Here is a 23,065-nt window from a genome sequence, read left to right as displayed (position 1 = left end):
GCCTCTCAGTCGGTCGGCCGGGGGACGGCGATGTTGTCGTAGCGGTCCCAGCCCTGGGAGATCCGGGTGCGGTACTTGTCGGCCTCGGCGGCGTCGCGGATCCATTCCCACTCGCCGGTGGCGCCCTGCTCGGGGTGGGCCCGCATCTCGGCCGTGATCCGCCCGGCCTCGTCGAGACCGGCCCAGATCAGCCGCTGGAGCTTCCCGGTGCGGTGTTCGGCGCCCCGGGTCCAGACGCGGTAGCCGAAGTAGGCGGCGCTGATGGCCTCGTGGAGGCGGGCGGTGAGCACGGTGCGTTCGAAGTACGCGGCGAGCTGCGCGTAGTGGGCGGGGGCCAGGTCGCGTTCGGCCCGCCGGATGTCGCGCAGTGCGGCGCGGGCCACTGTCACCCCGTACCGCTTCTCCTTGAGCACGTCGCGGAGGTAGGCGGTGTTCATGGTGTTGCGGTCGGTGAGCCAGCCGTTGGCGAGGGCGTGGGGGTTCTCGCGGCGCATCACGGCGGAGGTCTTGCAGTAGGCGGGGGCGAGGTGTTCGATCACCCCGGTCCAGAAGTGGTAGCGCTTGTTCACCGTGTGGCGGACGACGGTGTACGGGGGTTCGATCCACTTGCCGGAGTTGCTGCGGTCCCAGCTGTTGCAGTACGGGTCGTAGTCGAGCCGGGAGTGGTTGGCGTTGTTGGTGCCGAGGGTGTACATGACCGAGGTGATGATCTCGGTGGAACGGGCGAGGGCGGCGCCGACCCGGTCGGCCGCGCGCCGGCCGTAAGCGCGGGCGGCCCATGCGCGGTAGAGCGCCTTCGGCCGTACGCGGGGGTCGCGGTCGGCGCGGGCGAGGGCGTAGAGGTTGATCTCGCCGGGGGTGCCGGTGATCCGGGACTCCTGGTAGCGGTCGGTGCGTGCCACATAGCCGATGACGTTCGGCTGTCGCTGGTAGTAGCGCAGCCGGCCGATGTGGTCCTCCAGCAGGGCGCCCGCGATCTTCCCCTGGCCGTGGTACTCGCCGGTGGTGTCGTACTCCACGAGGACGGGCCGCCCGATCCGGGTCACGGTGGTGTCCACGGGGTGGGTGAGGAAGAAGTCGTGCGGCATCGCCTTGATCATGACCTTGGCGGCCCGGTTCTCCACCAGGTCGATCGCCTTGATGGTGCGCTCCATCTCCTGCGGGAAGTAGCCGAAGGTGCGCAGGTAGAGGCCGAGTCCGCGTTCCTCGTCGACGACGTCGGCGACCTGGTCGACCAGATACGCGAGCTTGGCCTCCTCGGTCAGCAGCCGGGTGGAGTGCTGGCGCTCCACGCGGGCGCCGGTCTCGATGAAGGTGAGGACCACGGCGTCGATGTCGGGGACGAGGTCGAGCATCTCCCGGTAGTCGTTCCTGAACCACTCCCAGAAGGCGGGGTTGTCCAGGTCGATGGTGCCGCCGGGGCCGGTGCGGAAGCGCTCGGGGTAGTAGTCGAGCCGGTAGAGGGCGTGGTCCCAGATCGCCACCTCGCCGATGCCCTTCCGGTGGGCGGCGGCGGTGATCCGATTGGCCTGGACGCGGCGCCGCTCCTCCCGTACCTGGCGGAGGTCGTGCACGATGTGGTGGCTGATCTGGAGGTGGTTGATCCGGTACTGGGGTGCGGCGGCCAGGATCTCGTCGGCGCCCCGGTCGCTGTCGGAGAGGATGGTCCAGCCGCGGACGGCGCCGGGCCGGTGGGTGGGGGTCCCGGCGGTCGCGTTGGTCCCGGTGGTCCCGGCGGTCGCGGTGGGCTGGGCGGCCCCGGCCAGGACCAGTACGGCGGCGGCCAGCACGGCGGCCCATGGCCGTGAGATCATGCCCATGACACTCCTCATGGCATCTCGACCCCGTTCACGGTGACCTGGTGCCGGGTCAGACCGTCGGTGAAGACGACGGTGTCGGGCCCCCGCACCCCCGTGAAGTCGCACCGGGAGAGCCGGACCCCGCGCAGCCGGTCCGTCTCAAGGCCCACCAGGTTGAGCACCGCGCGGGCCCCGTCGATCGTGGTGTCGGAGAGCTGGATGTTCCTGACGGAGACGGGCAGGGTGCCGCCCTCGCCGTTGTTGTAGTCCATGGTGACGAAGAGCACGTCGCGCTCCACGGCCCGGCCGGTGAAGCGCCGCACGTACACCCCGTCGATGAAGCCGCCCCGCTTCCGGCTCGCCTTCAGATAGACGGGGTACTTCACGGGATAGTGGCCGGGGAAGTCGGGCGGGTTGATCCGGCAGTCCTCCGCGAAGACGTTCCGTACCCCGCCGGACATCTCGCTGCCCACGGTGACGCCGCCCCAGCGGCCCGAGAAGTCGCACTTCTGGACGACGATGTCCTCGCTCGGTACGCCGACCCGGTGGCCGTCCTCGTCCCGGCCCGCCTTCACCGCGACGCAGTCGTCGTTGGTGTTGAAGCGGCAGCCGGTGATGCGGACGAGCCGTGAGGCCTCGGGGTTCACGCCGTCGGTGTTGTGCAGCAGGCTCTCGACCGTGATGTTCCGGACCGTCACATTGACGCTGAGCACCGGATGGACGGTCCACATCGGCGGGTCGACGATGGTCAGATCGCTCACCAGGACGTCCCGGCACCGGTTGAACTGGATCATCTGCGGCCGCAGATGGCGGCCGGCGCCGAAGACCCGGTCCGCGACGGGCACGCCCTCGCTGCCCATCCGCCGCAGCAGCCGCTGATCGGGGCCCTGGAGGGTCCCGGTGCGGTACCAGCTCTCCCAGGGGCCCCGGCGGGCCTGCCCGTCCAGGATCCCCGATCCGGTGACGGCGACCCCGCGCTGTCCGTGGGCGTAGATCAGGGGGGAGTAGTTCCAGCACTCGGTCCCCTCCCAGCGGGTGCGGACGGCGGGCAGGAAGTCGGCGGGGTCGGGGCTGAAGGCGAGGATCCCACCCTCGCTCACCTGGAGGTCCACCCCGCTGCGCAGGTGGATCGCCCCGGTGACGAACCGCCCGGCGGGGACGACGACATGGCCGCCGCCCGCCCGGTGGCAGGCCCCGACCGCGGCCCGGATCGCGGCCGTGTTCAGGGTGGTGCCGTCGCCGACGGCCCCGAACCGGGTGATGTCGAACCAGCGGCGGGGGAAGCGGGGCGGCCGGATCCGGGCGAGGATGCCCGGCACCCGGCTCCAGCCGGACGGGGCGGCCCCGGCGGCAGGTCCGGCGGCGGTTGCGGGACCGGCGGCGGATGCGGGACGAGCAAGGGGCAGGACGGAGCCCGCCGCCAGCGCGCCGCCGGCCGCGAGGGCCGAACGGCGCGAGGGGTGCGGATGCATGGCGCGTCACCTCTTCACCAGGGGTACGGGGTCGTCAGCGGGCTCGCCGGTCCTCCTGCACCCGGGTCACCAGCTGGGTCGGGTTCACACAGCGCAGCGCGATCACCAGCAGCACCAGCATCGACCCTTGCTGAACGGTGACTCAGTGGAAGGGACATGGCGTCAGGCATCCCTCTAGGTGAGATAGCGCTTACTCAGCCCTGTGCCCGAACAAGGTCCACCCCACCCGGCGCACTGTCAAGAGAGTGCGCCGGTGGAACTGCGGACCCGCAGCTCGACGGGGATGGTCTCGGGCTCGATGTCCTCGCCCCCGGCCATGATCCGGCCCAGCGCCTCCCCCGCCGCCTGCCCCAGCCGGTCGCGCGGAACCGCTACCGTCGTCAGCGGCGGGGCGGCGAAGCGGGCCATGTCGATCTCGTCGAATCCGGTCAGCGAGATGTCGTCGGGGACCCGCACCCCCAGCTCGGAGAAGCGGGCCAGCACCCCGAGGGCCACGAAGTCGTTGTACGCGATCACCGCGGTCGCCCCGCTCTCCAGCGCCGCGGGCGCCACCGCGTACCCCTCGTCCGTGGTGGAGCCGCAGGGCAGCGTGACCACGTCGAGGCCGAACGCCTCCGCGCCGGACAGCGCCCGCAGCCGCTCGCCGTTGGCCCACGCGTGCCGGGGGCCCTCCAGATAGAGCACCCTGCGGTGCCCGAGCCGGGCCAGATGGCCGCAGAGCGCCATGATCCCCCGGAAGAAGTCCACCGTGATGGAGTGCAGCGCCAGGCCCTGCACCTGACGGTTGGTGACCAGCAGCGGGGTGCCCCGGCCCGCCATCGCCGCCAGGTCGGCGCGGGGCATCCGGGGCGAGCAGAGCAACAGCCCGTCCGCGTACCGCAGCAGGTCCTCGGTCAGCTCCCGCTCCACCGCCGGGTCCTCGTTGGAGTCCATGACCAGCACCCGGCCGCCCGCCGAACGGGCCACGGCGGACAGCGCCTTGATGATGTCGTGGAAGTAGGGATTGGCCAGATCGGGCACCAGGACGCCGATGGTCCCCGAGCGGCCGCGCGCGAGGCCCTGCGCGGCGGCGCTGGGCCGGTAGCCGAGGTCGTCCATGGCGGATCGGACCCGCTCGGCGAGGCCCGGGGCGACGGTGTCCACGCCGTTGAGCACCCGGGAGACGGTCGCGACGGACGCCCCGGCCTCCCGCGCGACATCGGCGATCGTGATGCGTTTCGCTCGCTTCGCACGCTTCGAGGCAACCATCAGGACCGCTCTCCTCGGGGGCACACTGCTTGCGCACGGCTGACACACCGGTGAGAAACCGGTTTCCCGCCTCCAGGAACGTAGCAGAGTCCGGGGCGGCAGGAACCGGCACTGCGCGCAATGACCCCTGGCGGGACGGCTGTTGGCGCTCTCTTGCCGTCGCGGGACCCCCGGCGGGGACGCCCTGGGACGCGGGCCCCTCCCCCGTAGCGGAATCCTTCTACCGAAGGCGTCCCCTACGGGGTGATGACCGCCTGCTGCCTCCTCTGCCGGCCCGGGGCCCGCTGCTCGCCGTGGTCACGGTCGCCCGCTGCCGCCGGCGCCGTGCCCAGTCATCCGTGGTCAGGTCCGGGGGGCGCAGGTCAGCCGGGGGGCCGCCCAGTCGATGCGGTCATAGCGGTGGGTGTCGGGGCCGATCGTGCCGACCAGCCGCAGATAGCGGGCGCCCCGCAGCTCCGCGCTGAGCGAAACGGCCGGATCGCGCCAGGTCAGCAGCCCGCTGTCGGCCCGTTTGACGCCGTCCGCCCAGATCTGTGCCGTCGCCGTGCCCTGCTCGGGCTCGCGCGGGTCGCGCTCGTCGTCGATGCCGACGTCCGTGGTCAGACCGGTGCAGCGGCCGTCGAGGAAGTAGACGAGCTGGACGGGGGCGTGGGTGCCGAGCCCCTTGTCGTAGCGGACGCCGTTGACGGTCAGCGCCCGGCCGTCCCCGCCCCTCGGCCCGCCGTTGGACATGTCCCGCTCCACCGGCCCGTATCCGTTGCTCGCCCAGGCCCAGGCGAGGTCGCCCAGGTCCGAGACGCCGGCCGGGACCGGCGCGGGCACGGTCAGGGTGTCGCCGCTGGTACGCCGTACCGCGCCCTGCCCCAGGGCCCGGTAGCCGAGGGCCGCGTCCAGGCGCGCGGCGGAGCCCGGGGGCGCGTCGCCGGGGGCCCGGACCCGCCAGCGCGTGGTCAGGGTCCGCCCCGGCGGGAGCAGCGCGGCGCGCGCCGGGTCGAGTGCCCGTGCCGTCCATCCGGCGGGCGCGGCCAGCTCCAGCCGCGCGGCGAACAGCGGCAGCCGCCCGTCGTTGCGTACGGAGGTCGTCGCGGTGACGGTCCGGCCGGCGGGGACGATGTTCCCGGGGATCCCCTCGGCGTCCGGCGGCAGTTCCAGACCGAGGGTCGCGGCGGGCGGGGCCTGCCACCAGTCGGCGCCCGCCCTGACCCGGTAGACGGCGGTGGCGTGCGCCGGGAGGCTCGCGCTGATCCGGCCGGTGGTGTGGGACTCCCGCCCCTCCCACAGATCGCGGATCACATGGCCGGCCCCGCGGGGCAGCCCCAGTTCGGCGGCGGTGGTGGAGACGGTGGCGGTCTGGTCGGTCTCGTTGAACAGCGCGACCGCGAGATCGCCGCCCCGCAGCGGCTTGGCGAGGACCCAGTGGCCGCCCTCGCCGCGCACCACCCGGGCCTGGACGCCCAGCGGGTCCTGGTCGACGGCGATGACCTCCCGGTTGGCGAGGATCCGCAGTGTCGCCGGGGTCGCCTTGCGCAGGTCGGTGCCGATCAGCAGGGGCGCGGCCATCATGGCCCAGAGGCTGAAGTGGGAGCGGTACTCGGTGTCCGTCATCCCGCCGTTGCCGACCTCCAGCATGTCGGGGTCGTTCCAGTGGCCGGGGCCGGCGTACCGGTCGAGCGGGGCGTTGGCCTTGAACAGGGTCAGCGCGGACTGCCAGCTGTCGTTGATGTCGCCGGTGGTGCGCCACAGATGGCCGACGTCCTTCCCCCACTCCCAGGGCTTGTTCTGGCCCCATTCGCAGAGCGAGTAGACGATGGGGCGGCCGGTGGCGCGCAGCGCGTCCCGCATCTTCGTGTACCGCTCCAGGGCGGGCCGGCCCTGGTTGTTGCAGTTGTCGTACTTGAGGTAGTCGACGCCCCAGTCGGCGAAGGTCCGGGCGTCGATCTCCTCGTGGTCGAGGGCGCCGGGCATGGTCCGGGCGCAGGTCAGGGTGCCGGCGCTGGTGTAGATGCCGAACTTGAGGCCCTTGGAGTGCACATAGTCCGCGAGGGCCTTGATCCCACTGGGGAAGCGGACGGGGTGGTGGGTGAGGCGGCCGTTCGCGTCCCGTGACTCGGCGGCCCAGCAGTCGTCGACGTTGACGTACTCGTACCCGGCGTCCTTGAGGCCGGTGGAGACGAACAGGTCGGCGGTGTCGCGGATCATCTTCTCGTCGATGGCGCAGCCCGTGGAGTTCCAGTTGTTGAAGCCCATGGGCGGGGTGGGCGCCAGGCCGTCCGGGAGCCGGGGGGTGGTGGCCGGGGCGCGGGCGGCGGGCTCCCGTGCGGTGGGCTCGGCGGGGGCGGCCTGGGCGGGGGCGGCGAGCGGGGTGGAGACCATCACGAGCCCCAGGAGTCCCACCAGGGGCCGGAGAGACGCACGCATACGTTCCCTCTCTGTCGGATCTGTCGGTCTGCCTGTCGATCTGCCTGTTGATCGGTCGGCCTCTCGGCCTCTCGGCCTGTCGGTCTATCGCGTCGATCGGTACCGTGCTCGGACCTCGGCGGGGCTCAGCGCCCGGTCGAGGAAGGCCAGGTCGTCCATGCGGCAGGAGCAGGGGTTGCCCTCGCGGGTGTTCTGCGGATAGCTGCCGCCGATCTTGATCCCGCGCGGGTCGCTGGGGGACGCGGTGTCCGGCTCGGGCGGCCCCGCCAGCGCCCACGGGTCGCCGGGGACGACCAAGGAGCCGGTCAGCGGGCGGCCGTCGCGGTAGAGGGCCATGGCGCCGGTGTCGAAGTCGAAGGTGGCCGCCAGATGGACCCAGCGGCCGTGCGGCAGCAGCTGCCGCCAGTCCGCGTCGGCGGCGAAGGTCTGGGAGCCGGCCCCGTCGGCCCGGCGGCCGAGGGCGACCAGTCTCAGCACCCCGTCGACCTTGATCAGTTCCAGCAGGGCACGGACGTCGTGGCCCTGCGAGGTGCCGGAGAGGATCCCGGCGAGGCCGACCGCGCCGTAGTGGTCGGTGGGGTCGGCGGACTGGGAGTTGGGCGCGGGCAGCTCGCCGACCGGCTTGAACCAGCCCATGACGGTCGCCTCGCGGGCGCCGTTGAAGGCCCGCAGCGATGCCACGCCGGCCGGGTCGTACACCCCGGCCTTCCAGTCGTCATTGCCCCGTTCGGCGGGTGTCACCTGCCGGGTTTCGAGGACCCGGCCGCGTACGGGGTCGCGGACCCGCATCAGCTCCCCGCCGTTGACGAGCCGCAGGGCGGTGCCGGAGCGGCCGAGGTCCCGTTCCCGGCCGGGGTCGCCGGGGACGGGGTGGGCGAAGTCGTAGAACGCGACGAGGTGCCGCCCGACACCCCCATCGGGTACGGCCCCGGGCCTGGCCGGTGGCCCGGCGACGGCGGAGCCGGGCACCAGCGGCGGCAGGAGCAGCGCGAGCGCCGCCGTGACCAGGGCGGCCCGGCGCACGGACGGACACACGGACGGACACACGGACGGGCCCCGCCGGGCCTCACGGGACGGTGACCACATCGGTCACCTTCCAGATCCGCCCATTGGCCTTGGAGAGCACATACAGCGCGCCGGAGCGGTCGGTGCCGAACCGGAGGTCGACCCGGCTGTGCCCGGCCAGATCGCGCATCGTGGTCGGCAGGCCGGTGGCACCGTCGACGAGCGGCAGCTGATACGTGGTCGCCGGCGGCCCGCCCCGGCGCATCTCCCGCACGTCCGACGCGAGGATCCGCCCGCCGACACCCTCCGCGTACACGTACACGCCGTGCAGTTCGGGGATCTGCCACCCCCGCTGGACGAAGCCGCCGACCAGTGCGCTGCCACTGTCGCCGCAGGGCCGGTCCGCGCGCGGGGTGTGGTCGAAGGCGGCAACGGGATAGGTGTACCCGTACCGGGCGTCGTCGGCGGGCAGCGGGAAGACCCCGCAGGTGGGGTTGTCCGCCTTGCGGTAGACGAACGGGCCCTCCCGGTTGCTCCAGCCGAAGTTGTCCCCGGGCCGCACCTCGTACACCGCCTCCACCCGGTGCTCACCGACGTTCCCCACGAGCAGCTGCCGCCGGCCGCCGGTGTCCCAGCTGAAGCGGTGCGGATTGCGCAGCCCGTACGCGTAGATCTCGCCGAGCGTGGCCGCCCCGGCGGGGTCCCGGGCGAACGGATTCGCGGGCGGTACGCCGTACTTGCCACCGGGCCCGTCCGTACCCGCCGGGTCGATCCGCAGGATCTTCCCCTGGGGTACGGCCAGATCCTGCGGCACGGTCCCGCCGGCGCCCGCCGCGCCGTCGCCGGCCCCGATGTACAGCAGTCCGTACTCGGCGCTCCCGGGCGCGGCGTTGGGGTTGAAACCGATTTCCTGGATGGTGTGGTAGGTGTTCGCGAAGCCGAGCCGCAGGACCTCGCGGCGGGTCCCGCCGAAGGTCCCGGCCCGGGGATCGGCGGCGGTCCACTGAGTGACGACACTGTGCAACCGGGCCCCGGCCGGCGCGGGCAGATCGGGCACCTTGGTGGTGAGCGCGGCACGGCCCTCGGTGTGCACGGTGTAGAAGACGCCGTTGCGCGCGAACGCCGGGTGGAAGGCGACCGCACCCAGTCCGCTGCCGAGCCCCTGATGGGACCAGAAGTCGGGGCCGACGGCGGCGGCGACGTCCAGATAGGGGCGGGAGGCACCCGTACGGTCGAGGAAGTGCAGGATCCCGTTGAGATCGGGGACGAAGAGCCGCCCGGACCGGTCGGGCACCTCACCGAGATGGGTGATCCGGGCCCAGCGCTTGAGCCGCGCGTCCGTGGGCGGCGGCACCGACTCGGACCTGGGGAGCGTGGCGAACTCGGTGAGCACCAGCGCCTGGCGGGAAGGCGTCGGATCGGGCAGCGGATCCGCGATGGGCACCTCCTCCGCCGCCTGCGCGGACGGCGCGACCAGCGCGACGAGCAGGGCCCCGGCCAGTAACGCCGTCCGGGCTCTTCGTGGCTTGGGCATCCCGTTCACCTCATCGGTCGGGGGCAAGCACGGCAAGCGCTTGCGGAAAGCGCTTTCCCGACAAGCTACAAACCAGAGTTGGCTTCGGCAAGACCTCGGTTCGGTACGGGAACCGCCCTTCGACTCACGCGCGATGGCGGGTGAAGGACACCCCGTCCGCCGAGCGGACCAGCTCCGGGTCCGACCCCAGGGCGTGTTCCGCCACCCGCGCGACCACCGACGCCGGGATGTCGTCCAGCCCGTACGTGCCGTGCGTGTCGTGCGGGAGGACGACATCGAAGCCGTGCGCGACGGCGCCCGCCGCCGTCGCGCTGACGCACATCTCGGAGAGGACCCCGGCGACGACGACCCGCCGCACGCCGCGTTCCGTCAGCAGCGCGGCGAGGCCGGTGCCCTCGAAACCGTCGTCGCCGTCCTTGGCGACGACGTGCTCGCCGGCGGACTCGGCCACGGGCAGCAGGAGTTCCCAGCCGGGGGTGCCCGGCTCGTCGGCCGCGCCCGGTTCGCCGTCGTTGCGGAGGTGGACCACCAGGGCGCCCGCCGCGCGCGCCCGGCCCACGAGGGCGGCCAGCCGAGCGGTGAGCGCCGGCGCGCCGGGGACGGCGTCGGCTCCGGTCAGGAACGCGGTCTGCGCGTCGACCACGATCAGCGCCTGCGCGGGGTCCGCCCGCTCCCGGTACGGCACGGAGATCCAGGCGCCCGCGCGGACGAAGCCCCCGCCGGCCTCCCGGGCCGCGCGCTCCCGCTCGGACACGGTCACCACCTCGTACGATCCATGATCCTTCCACCGTAGCCGACCGGCGCAAAGCCACCGGGCGGCGACCGGATGCGACGGCGCCTCCTTTACGGGCCGTTGGGGCGCGCCTACCCTCCAAAGGCATGTTCCTGACCAGTGCACGACGCCCCCGCAGAGCCCCGCTGCTCGCCGCGAGCGCCCTGCTGGTGGGCTCTCTGTCGCTGAACGCAGCCCCGTCGGCCGCCGCCGGGCAGATGACCGGCCCCGATGTGCGGGCCGCCGCCGAGGTCGTGCCCGTGCAGATCACCGGGCCGGCGGAGAAGCGGTTCAATCTGATCCTGATGGGCGACGGCTACACGGCCGCCGAACTGCCCGCCTTCCGGGCCGACAGGGAACGGCACCTCCAGGTGCTGTGGTCGCTGGAGCCCTTCGCCTCCTACCGTTCGTACATCAACGTCTGGGCGGTGGAGGTCCCGTCGGCGGAGTCCGGCGTGGACTGCGATCCGCGCCTGGACTCGCCCCGCCGGGACACCGCGCTCGGCATGGCCTTCTGGGCGGGCTGCGACCCGGCGGCCGTCCAGCGGGCGCTGACGGTGGACACCGGCGCGGTGGACGCGCTCGCCGCCCTCGTCCCCGGGGCGAGGGCGGCGAACCGCCAGATCGTGGCTCTGGCCAACAGCACCACGTACGGCGGTACCGGCGGCACCCACGCCACGGCGTCCGGCGGCAACGCCCTCTCCTCGCTGATCACCCCGCACGAGCTGGGCCACACCCTGGGCGGGCTCCAGGACGAGTACGACTACTACGCGCGCGGCGTCCCCGGCGGCGCCCACTCCGGCGGTGAGCCGGCGTCCGCGCACCACACCGTCCTGACCGAGCGGCAGATGCGGGAGCGGCGGGTCAAGTGGTGGCGCTGGCTGGGCGAGCGGAGCGAGTCGGGCGGGGTGATCGGCCGGTACGAGGCCGGGCTCTACCGCACCCAGGGCGTCTGGCGGCCGAGCAGGCACTCGATGATGAAGACGCTGGGGTACGCCTTCGACCAGGTCAGCCGGGAGATCATGGTCCAGCGGATCGCGCAGCGGGTGGATCTGCTCCAGGGGCACACCGCGAACGGCGCCCCGGTCGGTAACGACCGGGTGCTGTGGGTGGACACGCTGCATCCGGACGGCGGGGAGCTGTCGGTGGTGTGGCGGGTGGACGGCCGTCCGGTGCCGGGTACGGGCCGCGCGCGGACGCTGGATCTGCGGGTGCTCGGTCTGCGGCCGGGCCGGCACACGGTGACGGCGACGGTCACCGACCCGACGCCGTTCGTCCGGGACCCGGCGATCCGGGGTTCGGCCGCGCTGACCCGTACCGTCTCCTGGTCGGTGGATCCGGCGCTCACCACCGCGTACCGGTGGGTCCCGGCGGTCTTCACGACGCACACCGCGACCGACGCCCCGGTGGGGACGCGGACGGTGGTGTACGCGGACACCACCCATCCCGACGACCGCACCCCGGCGGTGCTGTGGGAGCTGGACGGCCGCCCGGTGCCGAACCCGGGCAACGACCGGGACCTGGATCTGCGTTCACTGCAACTGCCCCCCGGGAGCCACCGGCTGACGGCCCGGATCGCCGGCACCGCCGAGTCGCTGGCCTGGACCGTGGACGCGACCCCCGCCGGGGCGGCGCACGAGTTGTCCGAGCCGCTGCGGACGGTCGAGCGGCCGGGGCGGCCGGTGGAGTACGTCTACGACGGGCCGTTCACGATGAAGCTGACGGCCGGGGACGACGGCGGCGGGGCCGTGGTGATCGAGTTCCGGGTCGACGGCGACGGCTGGCAGACGTACTACGGCTGGCCGACGGACGCGAGCGCCCCGTATCTCTTCACCCCGTCGGGGACGGTGCTCGACGGCCTGGTCCACGGCAAGCTGGGCACCCATCGGGCCGTCCCCTGGGACGACGCCACTCCCGACTACGGAACGCATACGATCGAGTACCGAACGATCGATTCATCGGGTAATATCTCTCCCGCACGCTCCTTCCTGGCCACCCTCGTGCGGCCGTAGTCGCCTGCCCCGTATACGCGCCGGTCCATGACGGCATGACGACGGCGTGCGGGCAGGAGTGCCCGCACGCCGTCGTCGCGTGGTTGTCGATGGTGAGCGGTGGGGTGACCCTCGGATTCCCTGCCGGATGGTCAGGTGAGGAGGAAGTCCGCCTTCCCCGACTTCGCCCCCTGGATGAACGCTTCGATCTCACCGGCCGTGTAGATCAGCGCGGGGCTCTCCGGGTCCGCCGACTGACGCACCGCCACCCGGCCGTCGGCGAGCTTCATGGTCTCGACGCAGTTCCCGCCGTTGCCACCGCTCCACGGCTTGTGCCAGCCGGCCTCGCCGAGGTCGGTGGCCGGCATGCCGTTGTATATCTGATCCATTCACAGCTCCTTGCGAAGACCCCTCAGGATCTCCTTCGTGCGTTGTGCAGTCGCGGCCTGAGCCGCCATGCGGTCCAGGACCTCCAGGTGCGAGGCGACCTCGGGGCGCGCGTCGAGATAGACCGCGCCCGTCAGGTACTCGCTGTAGACCATGTCCGGGAGCTCGGGGACGGCGAACCGGAACAGCACGAACGGGCCGTAGGTGCCCGGGTGGTGGCCGGTCGCGAACTCCGCGATCTGCAAGGTGACATGGGGCAGGTCCATGCCGTCGAGGAGCCTGTCGATCTGGCCCCTCATGACATCGGGACTGCCGACGGGCCTGCGGAGGACCGTCTCGTCCATGATCACCCACAGCTTGGGCGCCTTGGGCTGGGTCAGCAGCGCCTGGCGCTGCATCCTCAGCGCCACATGGCGCTCGATGTCCTCGGGGTCGGTCTGCCCGACGGCTCCGCTGAGCATGATCGCTCGCGCGTAGCCCTCGGTCTGGAGCAGACCGGGGACGAAGTGGGGCTCGTAGGAGCGGATGAGGCTGGCCGCGCCCTCCAGGCTGACGTACATGCTGAACCAGCCCGGCAGCACATCGTGGAACCGCTGCCACCAGCCGGGCTTGTTCGCCTCCTCCGCCAGCTCGATGAAGCCGCGCGCCTCCTCGTCGCCGATCCCGTACGCGCCCAGGAGCAGCTGGACGTACGGGATCTTCAGTGCGACCTCGGCGGTCTCCATGCGGCGGATGGTGCCCGCGGCGACGCGAAGGACCTTGGCGGCCTCCTCGCGCTTGAGCCCGGCGCGCTCCCGCAGGTCCTGCAGGCGCTTGCCGAGGACGACCTGCCCCACGGTGGGGGCGGACCGCGGTTCACTCACTTCGTCGACCTCCCCACGTGCTGTTGCCGAGAAGTCTGCCATGGGCCCGCATCGATGAATACGCCCACTCTGAATTTTTCAGAGTGGGCCTTGCCAAGTTGTCCATTTCAGGGCGACAGTGGTCTGGTGAATCGTGACGCGCTCCACGCACCGCTTCTGGACCCGTGCTCGGGGGTCGACCACCACAGGTACGGCTTCGAGCTGCCGGCGCGCGTCGAGTACGTCTCCAGAGCCCGCCGGCTCGCCCGTGCCCGCCTGGACTGCTGGGGCATCGGCGAGGATGTGCACGACTCCGCGATGCTGGTCCTCTCCGAGCTGGTCACCAACGCCGTGGTGCACAGCGGCAGCCATCTGATCTCCTGCGAGTTGTCGAACGGCGCGGAGCGGCTGCGGATCAGCGTGCGGGACCAGGGCTGCTCGCCCATGGGCCCGCATGTGTGCCACACCCTCGCGGCGGAGGAGCGCGGGCGGGGGCTGCTGCTGGTGGAGGCGGTGTCCGCCGCCTGGGGCGCGCACGAGGCGCACCAGGGGACGGGCCGCACGGTGTGGGCCGAGGTCGCGCGGACGGACCTCGTGCGCGGGGCCCGCCGCGCCGAATTCCCCGGGGCGGTCGCGGGGATGGCCGCGGGGTCCGGTACCACGGCGGTGAAGACGGCCTCGGTGCCCGCCGCGCGTACGGAGTCACGTGCGGAGTCACGGCATCCGGCGGCCGGGCGGGCGGGTGCCGGGCACACCGTGCGCGGTGCGGCGGCCGGGCGGGCTGCGGCCGCCCGGGGGTCGGAGAGACCATGCTGAGGCCCCCGGCACCGCTGCTGACGCCGGGCGGGCGCCCGGAGGCGGAGCGGCCGCTGATCCGGCTGGAGCTGCCGCCGTCGTTCGTGCCCACGCTGGGCTGCGACGCGGTGGGGGTCCCGGCCCGCCATGGACTGGGGCTGCTGGCGCGGCTGCCGCGCAGCGGCTGTGTCTACGCGGACGCCGACTGGTGGTGGTGGATCGTGCCCACCGGCTCCGACGAGGAGCTGACCTGGCCGCTGCCGGCGCACTACGCGCCGGGGGCCCGGGTCCCGGGGGACAGCCCCCAGCTGATCGGCCGCCCCGAGGACGGCAGTCCGTACACGCCGCCCATTCCGCTCTATCTGAACGCCTGCCAGCTGACCGGGGTCGCTCCCCGGTGGGCAGCGGCTGCCGCACCCGGCTGACGCCGCCCGAAGGACCGGCACACCGGCACGTCAGCACGTCGACAGATCAGCACAGCTGCACACCACAGAAGCCAGATTCGCACGGGGGGAGGGGGGAGGGACCAGGCCCCCGCGCGGGGGAAGCCGGGGGCCTGGTCCCGCATCCGGTCCGCGGCCCGCTGCCCCATGGGGGAGGCGGCCGGTGCTCGCGGCCCGGGACGGCGGCACGCCGGAGTTGGGGCTCCGGCGTGCCGCTCACCCATGGACGGGGTCCCGTCGGCGCGGGGGTACGGGGAAGACGCCAGGGCCGCCCGGCCCCCTTCCGGTTCACCACCTCGTACCCCGTCGGATCACGCTCCGGGCCCCGCTCCCCGACCGGTTCGCTGGTGTGGGCCGGGCCCCGCGTGACGATCTTCACGTCCCGGGGGTGCCGGAGGCCCGGAGACCCGCCCGGGCAAGAGCGCGGCCCCCGCCCGGTGAACGGGCGGGGGCCACAGGGGCGGCGGGCCCCGGTCCTCCCCCGCTGGACCGGGACCCGGGCTCCGCCCGGTCCTGGGGTCAGCCGCCGGAGACGGCCCGCAGATGGGCCTTGCCCCGGCGGACCTTGGGCGTGGTGCTTCCCAGGTGCTCGCGGAGCACCAGGGTCATCCGGGTGTATCCCCGGTCCTGGAGGGTCGCCGGGGTCTCGTCCACGATCCGGCACTCGGACCGGCCCCACCGCGGGTCGGGGTGGTGCAGCGGCCGTACGGCGCCGTCGTGGTGGACCGCCGCGGCGCCCGTCACCCGCATCCAGTGCGGCAGTCCGCAGCGGTAGGCGGCGTCCATGATGGGGTCGTCGGCGATCTCCCCGCGAATGGCCTGAAGCACACCGTCGTCCTCGTACCGCTCCAGGGCGGTCTCCAGCTGCGCGAGGAGCGGCAGACACCAGCTCGTCTCGCGGTCGCCGAGGACCGCGCCCGCGTCCGGGTGGAAGAGGACGAAGCGCAGGAAGTTCTGGTCGGGCATCGCCGTCGGGTGCGGGCCCATGCCCTGGAAGAGCGTCTGGAACGCGGGGTTGCTGTGGGTGACGTCCCAGCGGCGGTCGAAGAGCACCGACGGCAGCGGCACGGCGTCCATCATGGCGGCGTAGTCCCGCAGGTACTCCTGGGTGCCGGGGTCCTGGGCGGGCGGCGCACCGCCCGGGACGGCCGCCGCGCTCTGCACGGGCGGCGCGATGGGGGCGTACGGGCGCACCCGGACGGCGGGGAAGGCCGGTCCCGAGGGCCGGGCGGGGCCCATCGCGGAGAGCGACGGCGCCGGGAGGCCTCCGAGCGGCTGCTCGGGCTCGCGGTCCACGGCGAGACGGAACAGCCAGCCGCCCTGCTGGTCGGTCATCTCCAGGGCCTTGACCAGGGCGTAGAGCTTGTCCTCGGTCCAGTCCTCGGAGGGTGTGCCCTCCCAGTCGGTGTACATGCCGACGCTGATGTCGAGCCGGGCGGCCACCTCCGCCACGCTCAGGCCCAGCTCCTCCCTGCGCCCGCGCAGGATGTCCGACAGCCTCCGCGACCGGAGGCTTCCCCGGCCGTTCCCGCTTCCCGTGCCCGTGCAGGCCCGGCGTCCGAGGAGACCCGACCGGCCGGAGCCCGTGTCATGTGTCATCGAGAACGCCACCCTTCTCGAAGTCCCGCTGCGGCAGCGCCCTTTGGATCTTCACCCCGCTCCGCGATCCTGCTACCGGAAGAGAGGTCATGTCAACTATCGTGGCATTCCGCGCCGCTGAACGTCCAGAACGCGCCACAGCTGTGGCAAGACCTGGCTGAGCGACCGAGGACGGGTTAATCTCCGGGCAGCCAACTGTGTGCGGAGCCATCTCGCGTGATCTAGGAGACCCACTGGTGACAGACGGCTTCTTGGTTCCGGGGCCGGCAGCCGCAGGCGCCCTCGCGGCGTCGGTTGCCCGCGTCACCGAACTGGCAAACAGACGCGGAGTGAACCTCGGCGAGATCCTCGACGTGCACCAGCTCTCCGTGGCCTCGGGGGTACCCGCCGACGTCGCCGCCGCCCTGCTCGAAGGGCGGCCCGCCGGCCGGGCCGACCTCCAGACGCGCTTCCTCCAGCGCCTGGACCTGCTGCGCCGTACCCGGCTCAAACCGAACGGCCGCCGCTACACCCAGCAGGAGATCGCCGACGGCGCCGGCATGTCCCGGCAGCAGGCCGGCGCCCTCATCAACGGCGACCGCCGCCCCACCATGGAGCACTGCGACGCCATCCAGCGCTTCTTCCGCGTCCACGCGGGCTTCCTCACCGCCGACGACGCCGACGCGCTCAACAGCGCGCTCCTGCGGACCGAGCAGCGGCTGCTCCAGGAGCACGCGGTCGAGGGCGACCGGCTGGAGCGGCTGCTCCAGGACCACGGCGTGCGCGGCATCGCCTGGCGGGCCGCCCAGCTCCCCACCGACAAGCACCGCGACAAGGTCACCGAATGGCTCGACATGCTCCTGGAGAGCGTCAAGCCGGTGGATCCGGCCGATTCCCCGCAGCGGACGGAAACATGACTGACGGAAAGATGACTTCAGAAAACCTCTGATCCGGGTGCAGGGTTGAGGCCGCAGGCGTGCACGCGGCCGCCGCGGGGGAAAGGAGAACGGTGAGCATTGGCAAGGAGATGCGACGGCTCTGCGGCGAGCTGGTAGCCGGTCTCGATCTGCCCACGCCGGCGGAGCCAGCCGATCTCTACGCCTCGCTCTGCGGCCAGATGAGCGGCCGCCGCGGCCGCCCCGTCCGCTATCGCATGGCCACCTTTCCCCCCGGCACCGCCAGCGGGCTCTGGCTCGACATGACCGACCAGGACCTGATCGTCATCGAGGAACGGACCGCCCCCGACCACCAGCTCGTCATCCTCGGCCACGAGCTGTGGCACATGAACGCCGGGCACTGTTCCCACCACATCGAGGGCGCGGCCGTCGCGGCCCGGCTGCTCTCGGACGAGGCCGACCTCCAGGACACCGTCCTCAAGGTCGTGGCCCGGACCCGGTTCGACCGGAACGAGGAGAACGAGGCCGAGAGCTTCGGCCTGCTGCTCGGCAGCAAATGCCGTTCCTGGCTGGCGGGCTCCGCCGCGCGGGGCCCCCGCCGCCGGGAGGGGCTCGCCGGACGGATCGAGGCTTCCCTGGGATACCGCGGGCCCCAGGGCTGACCCGGTGGTGGAAAGGCCCGTACGCGTCCGGATCCCCGCTCCGGGCTGCCGGGACCCGCTGGAGCCCAAGGCCGGGCGGGACACCGTACGACGGCACAATCTCAGCCTGGTGCTGCGGGCCGTCCGCGACGCGGGCGAGATCACGCGCGCCGGGGTCGCCGCCCGCGTGGGGCTGACCCGCGCCGCCATCTCCTCCCTCGTGGAACAACTCCTGGAGCTGGGCTTCCTCTCCGAGTCCGGCAAGACCTTCAGCGGTCAGGCCGGCCGCCCCGGCACCGTGCTGAAGGTGGCCCGCACCGGGGTCGCCGGAGTCGGGGTGGAGATCGACGCCGCCACCGTGACCGTCTGCGTGGTCGACCTGGCCGGCACCGACCGGGTACGGCTCGTGGAACACCAGGACAACCGGGGCACCCCGCCCGCGCAGGTGCTGCGACGGGCCGCGCAGATCGCCGCGCGGGCCCTCACCTCCGCCGAGGAACAGGACCTGACCCCGGTCGGCGCGGCCCTGGCCCTGCCTGGTCTCGTCGCCTCCGGCACCGTCCGCCAGGCCACCGACCTGGGCTGGTCCCGCGTCCCCGCCGAGGACTCCTTCGCCGCCGCCCTGACCGCGCTGCGGCACCGGCGGCCGGTCCTGCCCGTACGCTCCGAGAACGAGGCCAACCTCGCGGCGCTGGCGGAGCTGTGGTTCGGCGGACTCGGACCCGTCCGCACCTTCCTCTACCTCGGCGGGTCGGTCGGCATCGGCGGCGCCCTGGTCATCGATGGGGAACTGCTGCGCGGGGCGCACGGCTTCGCCGGCGAGATCGGGCACGCCACCGTCGCGGGCGACGGACCCGAGTGCCGCTGCGGCGGGCGCGGCTGCCTGGAGCAGTACGCGGGCCGGCCGGCCCTGCTGCGCGCCGCCGGGATCGACGAGCCGCACGGGGCGAGCGCCGTCGCCGAGCTGGAGCGGCGGGCACGCGGCGGCGACGAGCGGGCCGTCGCGGCACTGGAGCGCGCGGGGCTGATGCTGGGCCGGGTGCTGGCGGGTGCGGTGAACCTGTTCGACCCGGCGGCGGTCGTCCTCGGCGGGATCTACCGTCCCCTCTCCCCCTGGCTCGTCCCCCGCGCGGCGGGCGAGCTGTCGGCCCGGGTCGTGTCCGGGCTCTGGCCGAGAGCCGGGATGCGGCTGCGGCCCTCGTCGTCCGCCGCCGACGCGGCCCGGGGCGCGGCGGCGCTGGTGGTCCACGACGTACTCGCCGATCCGCTGGCGCGCGCGGACCGGGCGCCGGCGCTCTGACGGCGGCCGCGCTTCCGACAGCCGCCGGGGATACGCGTACGGGTACGGGCACGGGCACGGGTCGCCGTGGGCGGGATCCCGGCCGGTCCGCCGCGGCCCGCTCCCGGGCCCGGGACCGCGCCTCACGGGCCCTTACTCCACCGCTCCCCCGGAACCCGCCCGCGACCAGGTGTGATCTTCTTCGTAGACTGTCTGGTACACCTCAAAACCATCCACCGCTCACCCGCCCGCGGTGAGAGGACCAGCCACGCCTTGGGAGGCGAGCATGGGCACCCGCCGCACCTCACTGCCAGGAGTCGGTACCCAGTACGACTTCACCACCGAGGAGGGGCGCCACATCTCGGTCGTCGTGCACCACGACGGCCGGCGCTTCCTCGGCTTCTACGCGTCCGACGACCCCGACGCCTGCCAGCTGGCGGTGCCGCTCTCCTCCGAGGAGGCCACCGCGCTGGCGCACCTGATCGACCCGGAGCCGATCGACGCCGTCCGCACGGACGGGATCGACCTCGTCACCGAGCACATCCCGGTCGGCAGCAAGTCCCCGTACGCGGGACGGCTGCTCGGCGAGACCGCGGCCCGCTCCCGGACCGGCGCCTCCATCGTGGCCGTGCTCCGCCGCACCGGCGCGCACCCGTCGCCGGCCCCGGACTTCCGCCTCGCCATCGGCGACACCCTGGTCGCCGTCGGCACCCGCGAGGGCGTCGACGCGCTCGCCGAGATCATCGCCGGAGGCTGACGGTGCACGAGACCACCACCCTGCTCATAGAACTCGGCGCGATCATCCTGGGGCTCGGGCTGATCGGCCGGTTCGCGGGCCGGATCGGCCTCTCCCCCATTCCGCTCTATCTGCTCGTCGGCCTCGCCTTCGGTACCGGCGGCCTGCTGCCGCTGAGCGCCAGCGAGGACTTCATCGCCGTCGGCGCGGAGATCGGCGTCATCCTGCTGCTGCTCCTGCTCGGGCTGGAGTACAGCGCCTCCGAGCTGGTCGGCAACCTCAAGACGCAGTATCCGTCCGGTCTGGTCGACTTCGTCCTGAACGCGACGCCGGGCGCGGTGGCCGCGCTGCTGCTGGGCTGGGGTCCGGTGGCGGCGGTCGCGCTCGCCGGTGTCACCTGGATCTCCTCCTCCGGTGTGATCGCCAAGGTCCTCACCGACCTGGGCCGGCTGGGCAACCGGGAGACCCCGGTGATCCTCGGCATCCTGGTGATGGAGGACCTGGCGATGGCGGTGTACCTGCCGCTGCTGACGGCCCTGCTCGCGGGCGTCGGGCTCGCGGGCGGCAGCGTCACCCTCCTCATCGCGCTCGGCACCGTGGGCATCGTGCTCTATCTGGCGCTGCGGCACGGCCGGGTCATCAGCCGCGCGGTCTCCTCCGACAACCCGGAGATGCTGCTGCTGGTGGTCCTCGGGCTGACCCTGCTGGTGGCGGGCATCGCCCAGGAACTCCAGGTCTCCGCGGCCGTCGGCGCCTTCCTCGTCGGCATCGCCCTCTCCGGCGAGGTCGCGGAGGGCGCGCGCAGGCTGCTGACCCCGCTGCGGGACCTGTTCGCGGCGGTGTTCTTCGTCTTCTTCGGTCTGTCGACCGATCCGAACGAGATCCCGCCGGTGCTGCTGCCGGCGCTGCTGCTCGCGGTGGTCACGACGGTCACCAAGGTGCTCACCGGCTGGTACGCGGCCCGGCGGGCGGAGATCGGGCCCAAGGGGCGGCTGCGGGCCGGCGGCGCCCTGGTGGCCCGGGGCGAGTTCTCCATCGTGATCGCGGGTCTGGCGGTCGCGACCGAGCCGAGGATCGGTCCGATCGCGACGGCGTACGTCCTGATCCTCGTCATCCTGGGCCCGCTGGCGGCCCGTTGGACGGAGCCGCTGGTGCTGCCGCTGCTCCAGCGCCGGAACGCGGCGGCGGTGGCCGTCCCGGCTGCGGCGGGCGCCGCGGGTGCGGTGGATGTGGCGGGCGCGGCGAGTGCGGCGGAGGTCGCGGGCGCGGCGGACGCGGGCCCGGACCCCACGCCCGGGGCGCCGGAGGGCGACACGCCCTCCCCCACCGGTCCCGGCACCCTGCCGGGGGCCTGACAGCCGGTCGGACGCATACGAGGACCCCGGTCGGCACGTTCACCGTGCGGGCCGGGGTCCTCGCGTACGACGGCTCCCCGCGGGCCCTGCGGCGGGCGGCGTTGTCGGAGCCGTCGCCTACAGTGCGGATGACCGGTCCCCTCGCCCGAGGAGCGCAGCGCATGACCACCGAGTCCGTGCCGGAGTCCGAGCCGACGTCCGCGTCGATGTCCGGGGCCGGGGCCTTCTCCTTGCTGCCCGGTGCGGCCGGCTCGCCCGTGATCCTCCATGTCCCGCACGCGTCGCGCGCGATCCCCGCCGCCGTGCGCTCCGGCATCGTGCTGGACGACGCGGCCCTGGAGCGGGAGTTGGACCACATCACGGACGCCCATACGGACCGGCTGGCCGCGCTCGCCGCGCGGGCCTGCTCCCTCACCCCGTGGCGGTTCGTCAACCGGCTCTCCCGGCTGGTGGTGGACCCCGAGCGGTTTCCCGACGAGCGGGAGGAGATGCTGTCCGTGGGCATGGGCGCGGTCTACACCCGCACCACCCACGGGGAGCGGCTGCGGGATCCGGACGCCGACCCGGCGCCGCTGGTCGACCGGTACTTCACCCCGTACGCGCGGGCCATGACGGCGGCGGTCGAGGACCGTCTCGCGGCCACCGGGCGGGCGGTGGTGGTGGATGTGCACTCGTACCCCTCACGGGCCCTGCCGTACGAGCTGCACGGCACCGGGCCGCGGCCGCCCGTCTGCCTGGGCACGGACTCCTTCCACACCCCGCCCGCGCTGACGGCCCACGCGCGGCGGGCGTTCGCGGGGCTCGGGGGCACGGCCGTCGACACCCCCTTCGCGGGGACGTATGTGCCGCTGCGGTTCCACGGCCGGGAGAGGCGGGTGGAGGCTCTGATGGTGGAGATACGCCGGGACGGGTACATGCGGGAGCCGGGCGGCCCGCCGGGGCCGGGGCTGTCCGCGCTGGCCGGGGCGCTCGCGGAGCTGGTGGACGCGATCGGGGGCGGACCGGGCGGGTGAGGGGCCCGGCCAGGGGCTCGGGCCCCCCAGAGCCCCTGACCGGTGTCCGGGTCCCCGTCCGGTCCCGGTGCGCATGGCACCGGGCTCGGCAGGGGTCCCCATGGGAGGCACGGCCGGCCGCCCCGATCTGTTCAATCCTTCAACGGATCCGTGCCCCTCGGCTTTTGCCGCCCGGCTCAGGAGCGGGTCAGCGGGTCAGTTCCCTGAGCGCGACATTGAGTTCGAGGACGTTGACCCGGGGTTCCCCGATGAAGCCGAGGATCCGTTCGCTGGTGTGCTCGTCGACGAGGGCGCGCACCCGGTCCACGGGGATGTCGTTCCGCGCGGCGACCCGGTGGATCTGGAGCCGGGCGTACTCGGGCGAGATGTGCGGGTCCAGACCGGAGCCGGAGGAGGTGACGGCGTCGGCCGGGACGTCCCCGGGGTCGACCCGGTGGCCGGCGGTGGAGTTGTCGCGGACGACGGCCGCCTTGGCGTCCTTCACCCACTGGATCAGTTCCTCGTTGTCCCCGGAGCGGTTGGTGGCGCCGGAGAGGATGAGGGAGTACTGGGTGTTGACGCTGTTGGTGCCGAGGCCGTTCGAGGGCCGGGGCTGGAACCAGCGGAGGTCGGGCCGGGGGGCCTCCTCGGGGTCGTCCGGGTTCTTCGGCGGCAGCAGGTAGCTCTGGCCGATGAGGGAGGAGCCGACGACCTTGCCGTTGTCCTTGATCTCCGATCCGTCGGCCTTCGCGGGGAAGAGCGTCTGGGCGACGCCGGTCACCGCGAGCGGGTAGAGGACGCCGCAGACCACGGTCAGGACGAGGAGGGCCCGCAGGGCGGCCGTGAGCAGCCGGCCCGTGTTGCGTACAGAGGTGTTCATGG

At 73.2% G+C, this 23,065-nt stretch carries 20 protein-coding genes; 9 read left to right on the top strand and 11 right to left on the bottom strand.

Annotated features, from left to right (window positions below):
- Positions 1–5: 5 nt before the first annotated feature.
- The 7 genes from SYYSPA8_RS29065 to SYYSPA8_RS29035 form a co-directional block, all read right to left on the bottom strand.
- On the bottom strand, positions 6–1,814 hold the full coding sequence (locus tag SYYSPA8_RS29065) for a hypothetical protein (protein ID WP_323450348.1): 1,809 nt from the start codon (positions 1,812–1,814) through the stop codon (positions 6–8).
- Positions 1,815–1,828: 14 nt separating this feature from the next.
- Complete coding sequence (locus tag SYYSPA8_RS29060) at positions 1,829–3,271, bottom strand: glycoside hydrolase family 28 protein (RefSeq protein WP_323450347.1); 1,443 nt, start codon at positions 3,269–3,271, stop codon at positions 1,829–1,831.
- 237 nt (positions 3,272–3,508) lie between these two features.
- Complete coding sequence (locus SYYSPA8_RS29055; RefSeq protein ID WP_323450346.1) at positions 3,509–4,519, bottom strand: LacI family DNA-binding transcriptional regulator; 1,011 nt, start codon at positions 4,517–4,519, stop codon at positions 3,509–3,511.
- Positions 4,520–4,861: 342 nt separating this feature from the next.
- Complete coding sequence (locus SYYSPA8_RS29050) at positions 4,862–6,937, bottom strand: NPCBM/NEW2 domain-containing protein (RefSeq protein ID WP_323450345.1); 2,076 nt, start codon at positions 6,935–6,937, stop codon at positions 4,862–4,864.
- Between the two features lie 84 nt (positions 6,938–7,021).
- Positions 7,022–7,960, bottom strand: coding sequence for a LamG-like jellyroll fold domain-containing protein (locus SYYSPA8_RS29045; RefSeq protein ID WP_323450344.1), 939 nt, complete (start codon positions 7,958–7,960; stop codon positions 7,022–7,024).
- Positions 7,961–8,003: 43 nt separating this feature from the next.
- Positions 8,004–9,476, bottom strand: coding sequence for a PQQ-dependent sugar dehydrogenase (locus SYYSPA8_RS29040; RefSeq protein WP_323450343.1), 1,473 nt, complete (start codon positions 9,474–9,476; stop codon positions 8,004–8,006).
- A 124-nt stretch (positions 9,477–9,600) separates the two neighbouring features.
- Positions 9,601–10,239 (bottom strand): isochorismatase family protein, encoded by a 639-nt coding sequence (locus SYYSPA8_RS29035; protein WP_323450342.1) that lies wholly within the window; start codon positions 10,237–10,239, stop codon positions 9,601–9,603.
- A 116-nt stretch (positions 10,240–10,355) separates the two neighbouring features.
- Between SYYSPA8_RS29035 and SYYSPA8_RS29030 the strand changes: the two genes are divergently transcribed.
- On the top strand, positions 10,356–12,260 hold the full coding sequence (locus SYYSPA8_RS29030; RefSeq protein ID WP_323450341.1) for a M64 family metallopeptidase: 1,905 nt from the start codon (positions 10,356–10,358) through the stop codon (positions 12,258–12,260).
- Positions 12,261–12,391: 131 nt separating this feature from the next.
- Here SYYSPA8_RS29030 and SYYSPA8_RS29025 read toward each other — a convergent pair whose 3' ends face one another.
- The gene (locus SYYSPA8_RS29025) at positions 12,392–12,628 is read right to left on the bottom strand and encodes a DUF397 domain-containing protein (protein ID WP_323450340.1); all 237 of its coding nucleotides are present in this window, start codon (positions 12,626–12,628) and stop codon (positions 12,392–12,394) included.
- Positions 12,629–13,489: a helix-turn-helix domain-containing protein gene (locus tag SYYSPA8_RS29020; RefSeq protein WP_323450339.1), complete on the bottom strand. Its 861-nt coding sequence runs from the start codon at positions 13,487–13,489 to the stop codon at positions 12,629–12,631. It lies immediately after the preceding gene.
- 126 nt (positions 13,490–13,615) lie between these two features.
- Between SYYSPA8_RS29020 and SYYSPA8_RS29015 the strand changes: the two genes are divergently transcribed.
- Together SYYSPA8_RS29015 and SYYSPA8_RS29010 are read left to right on the top strand one after the other, a co-directional pair.
- Positions 13,616–14,284 carry an ATP-binding protein gene (locus tag SYYSPA8_RS29015; protein WP_323450338.1) on the top strand — a complete coding sequence of 223 codons (669 nt, stop codon included), beginning with the start codon at positions 13,616–13,618 and terminating at the stop codon, positions 14,282–14,284.
- Positions 14,278–14,688 carry a hypothetical protein gene (locus SYYSPA8_RS29010; RefSeq protein WP_323450337.1) on the top strand — a complete coding sequence of 137 codons (411 nt, stop codon included), beginning with the start codon at positions 14,278–14,280 and terminating at the stop codon, positions 14,686–14,688. Before SYYSPA8_RS29015 ends, SYYSPA8_RS29010 begins: the two co-directional genes overlap by 7 nt.
- Positions 14,689–15,225: 537 nt before the next feature.
- Here the strand turns inward: SYYSPA8_RS29010 and SYYSPA8_RS29005 are convergent.
- On the bottom strand, positions 15,226–16,305 hold the full coding sequence (locus SYYSPA8_RS29005; protein ID WP_323450336.1) for a helix-turn-helix domain-containing protein: 1,080 nt from the start codon (positions 16,303–16,305) through the stop codon (positions 15,226–15,228).
- A 236-nt stretch (positions 16,306–16,541) separates the two neighbouring features.
- Here SYYSPA8_RS29005 and SYYSPA8_RS29000 point away from each other — a divergent pair, with 236 nt between their 5' ends.
- The 6 genes from SYYSPA8_RS29000 to SYYSPA8_RS28975 all read left to right on the top strand — a co-directional run bounded on the left by SYYSPA8_RS29000 (position 16,542) and on the right by SYYSPA8_RS28975 (position 22,204).
- On the top strand, positions 16,542–17,201 hold the full coding sequence (locus tag SYYSPA8_RS29000; RefSeq protein ID WP_323450335.1) for a helix-turn-helix domain-containing protein: 660 nt from the start codon (positions 16,542–16,544) through the stop codon (positions 17,199–17,201).
- Positions 17,202–17,311: 110 nt separating this feature from the next.
- Entirely contained in the window at positions 17,312–17,842 is a 531-nt protein-coding gene (locus SYYSPA8_RS28995; protein ID WP_323450486.1) for a toxin-antitoxin system, toxin component, read from the top strand.
- Positions 17,843–17,846: 4 nt separating this feature from the next.
- Entirely contained in the window at positions 17,847–19,121 is a 1,275-nt protein-coding gene (locus tag SYYSPA8_RS28990) for an ROK family protein (protein ID WP_323450334.1), read from the top strand.
- 265 nt (positions 19,122–19,386) lie between these two features.
- Complete coding sequence (locus tag SYYSPA8_RS28985) at positions 19,387–19,857, top strand: cation:proton antiporter regulatory subunit (protein ID WP_323450333.1); 471 nt, start codon at positions 19,387–19,389, stop codon at positions 19,855–19,857.
- A 2-nt stretch (positions 19,858–19,859) separates the two neighbouring features.
- Complete coding sequence (locus SYYSPA8_RS28980; protein ID WP_323450332.1) at positions 19,860–21,191, top strand: cation:proton antiporter; 1,332 nt, start codon at positions 19,860–19,862, stop codon at positions 21,189–21,191.
- Positions 21,192–21,397: 206 nt separating this feature from the next.
- Positions 21,398–22,204 carry an N-formylglutamate amidohydrolase gene (locus tag SYYSPA8_RS28975; protein WP_323450485.1) on the top strand — a complete coding sequence of 269 codons (807 nt, stop codon included), beginning with the start codon at positions 21,398–21,400 and terminating at the stop codon, positions 22,202–22,204.
- Positions 22,205–22,391: 187 nt separating this feature from the next.
- Here the strand turns inward: SYYSPA8_RS28975 and SYYSPA8_RS28970 are convergent, their stop codons facing one another.
- Positions 22,392–23,063 carry a potassium-transporting ATPase subunit C gene (locus SYYSPA8_RS28970; RefSeq protein ID WP_323450331.1) on the bottom strand — a complete coding sequence of 224 codons (672 nt, stop codon included), beginning with the start codon at positions 23,061–23,063 and terminating at the stop codon, positions 22,392–22,394.
- Between the last annotated feature and the right edge of the window lie 2 nt (positions 23,064–23,065).

The organism is Streptomyces yaizuensis, assembly GCF_034961445.1.
GTDB classification, from domain to species: Bacteria; Actinomycetota; Actinomycetes; order Streptomycetales; family Streptomycetaceae; genus Streptomyces; species Streptomyces yaizuensis.
Note: the sequence above shows the minus strand (reverse complement) of the source record. Positions and strands in the feature narration are given on the sequence as shown.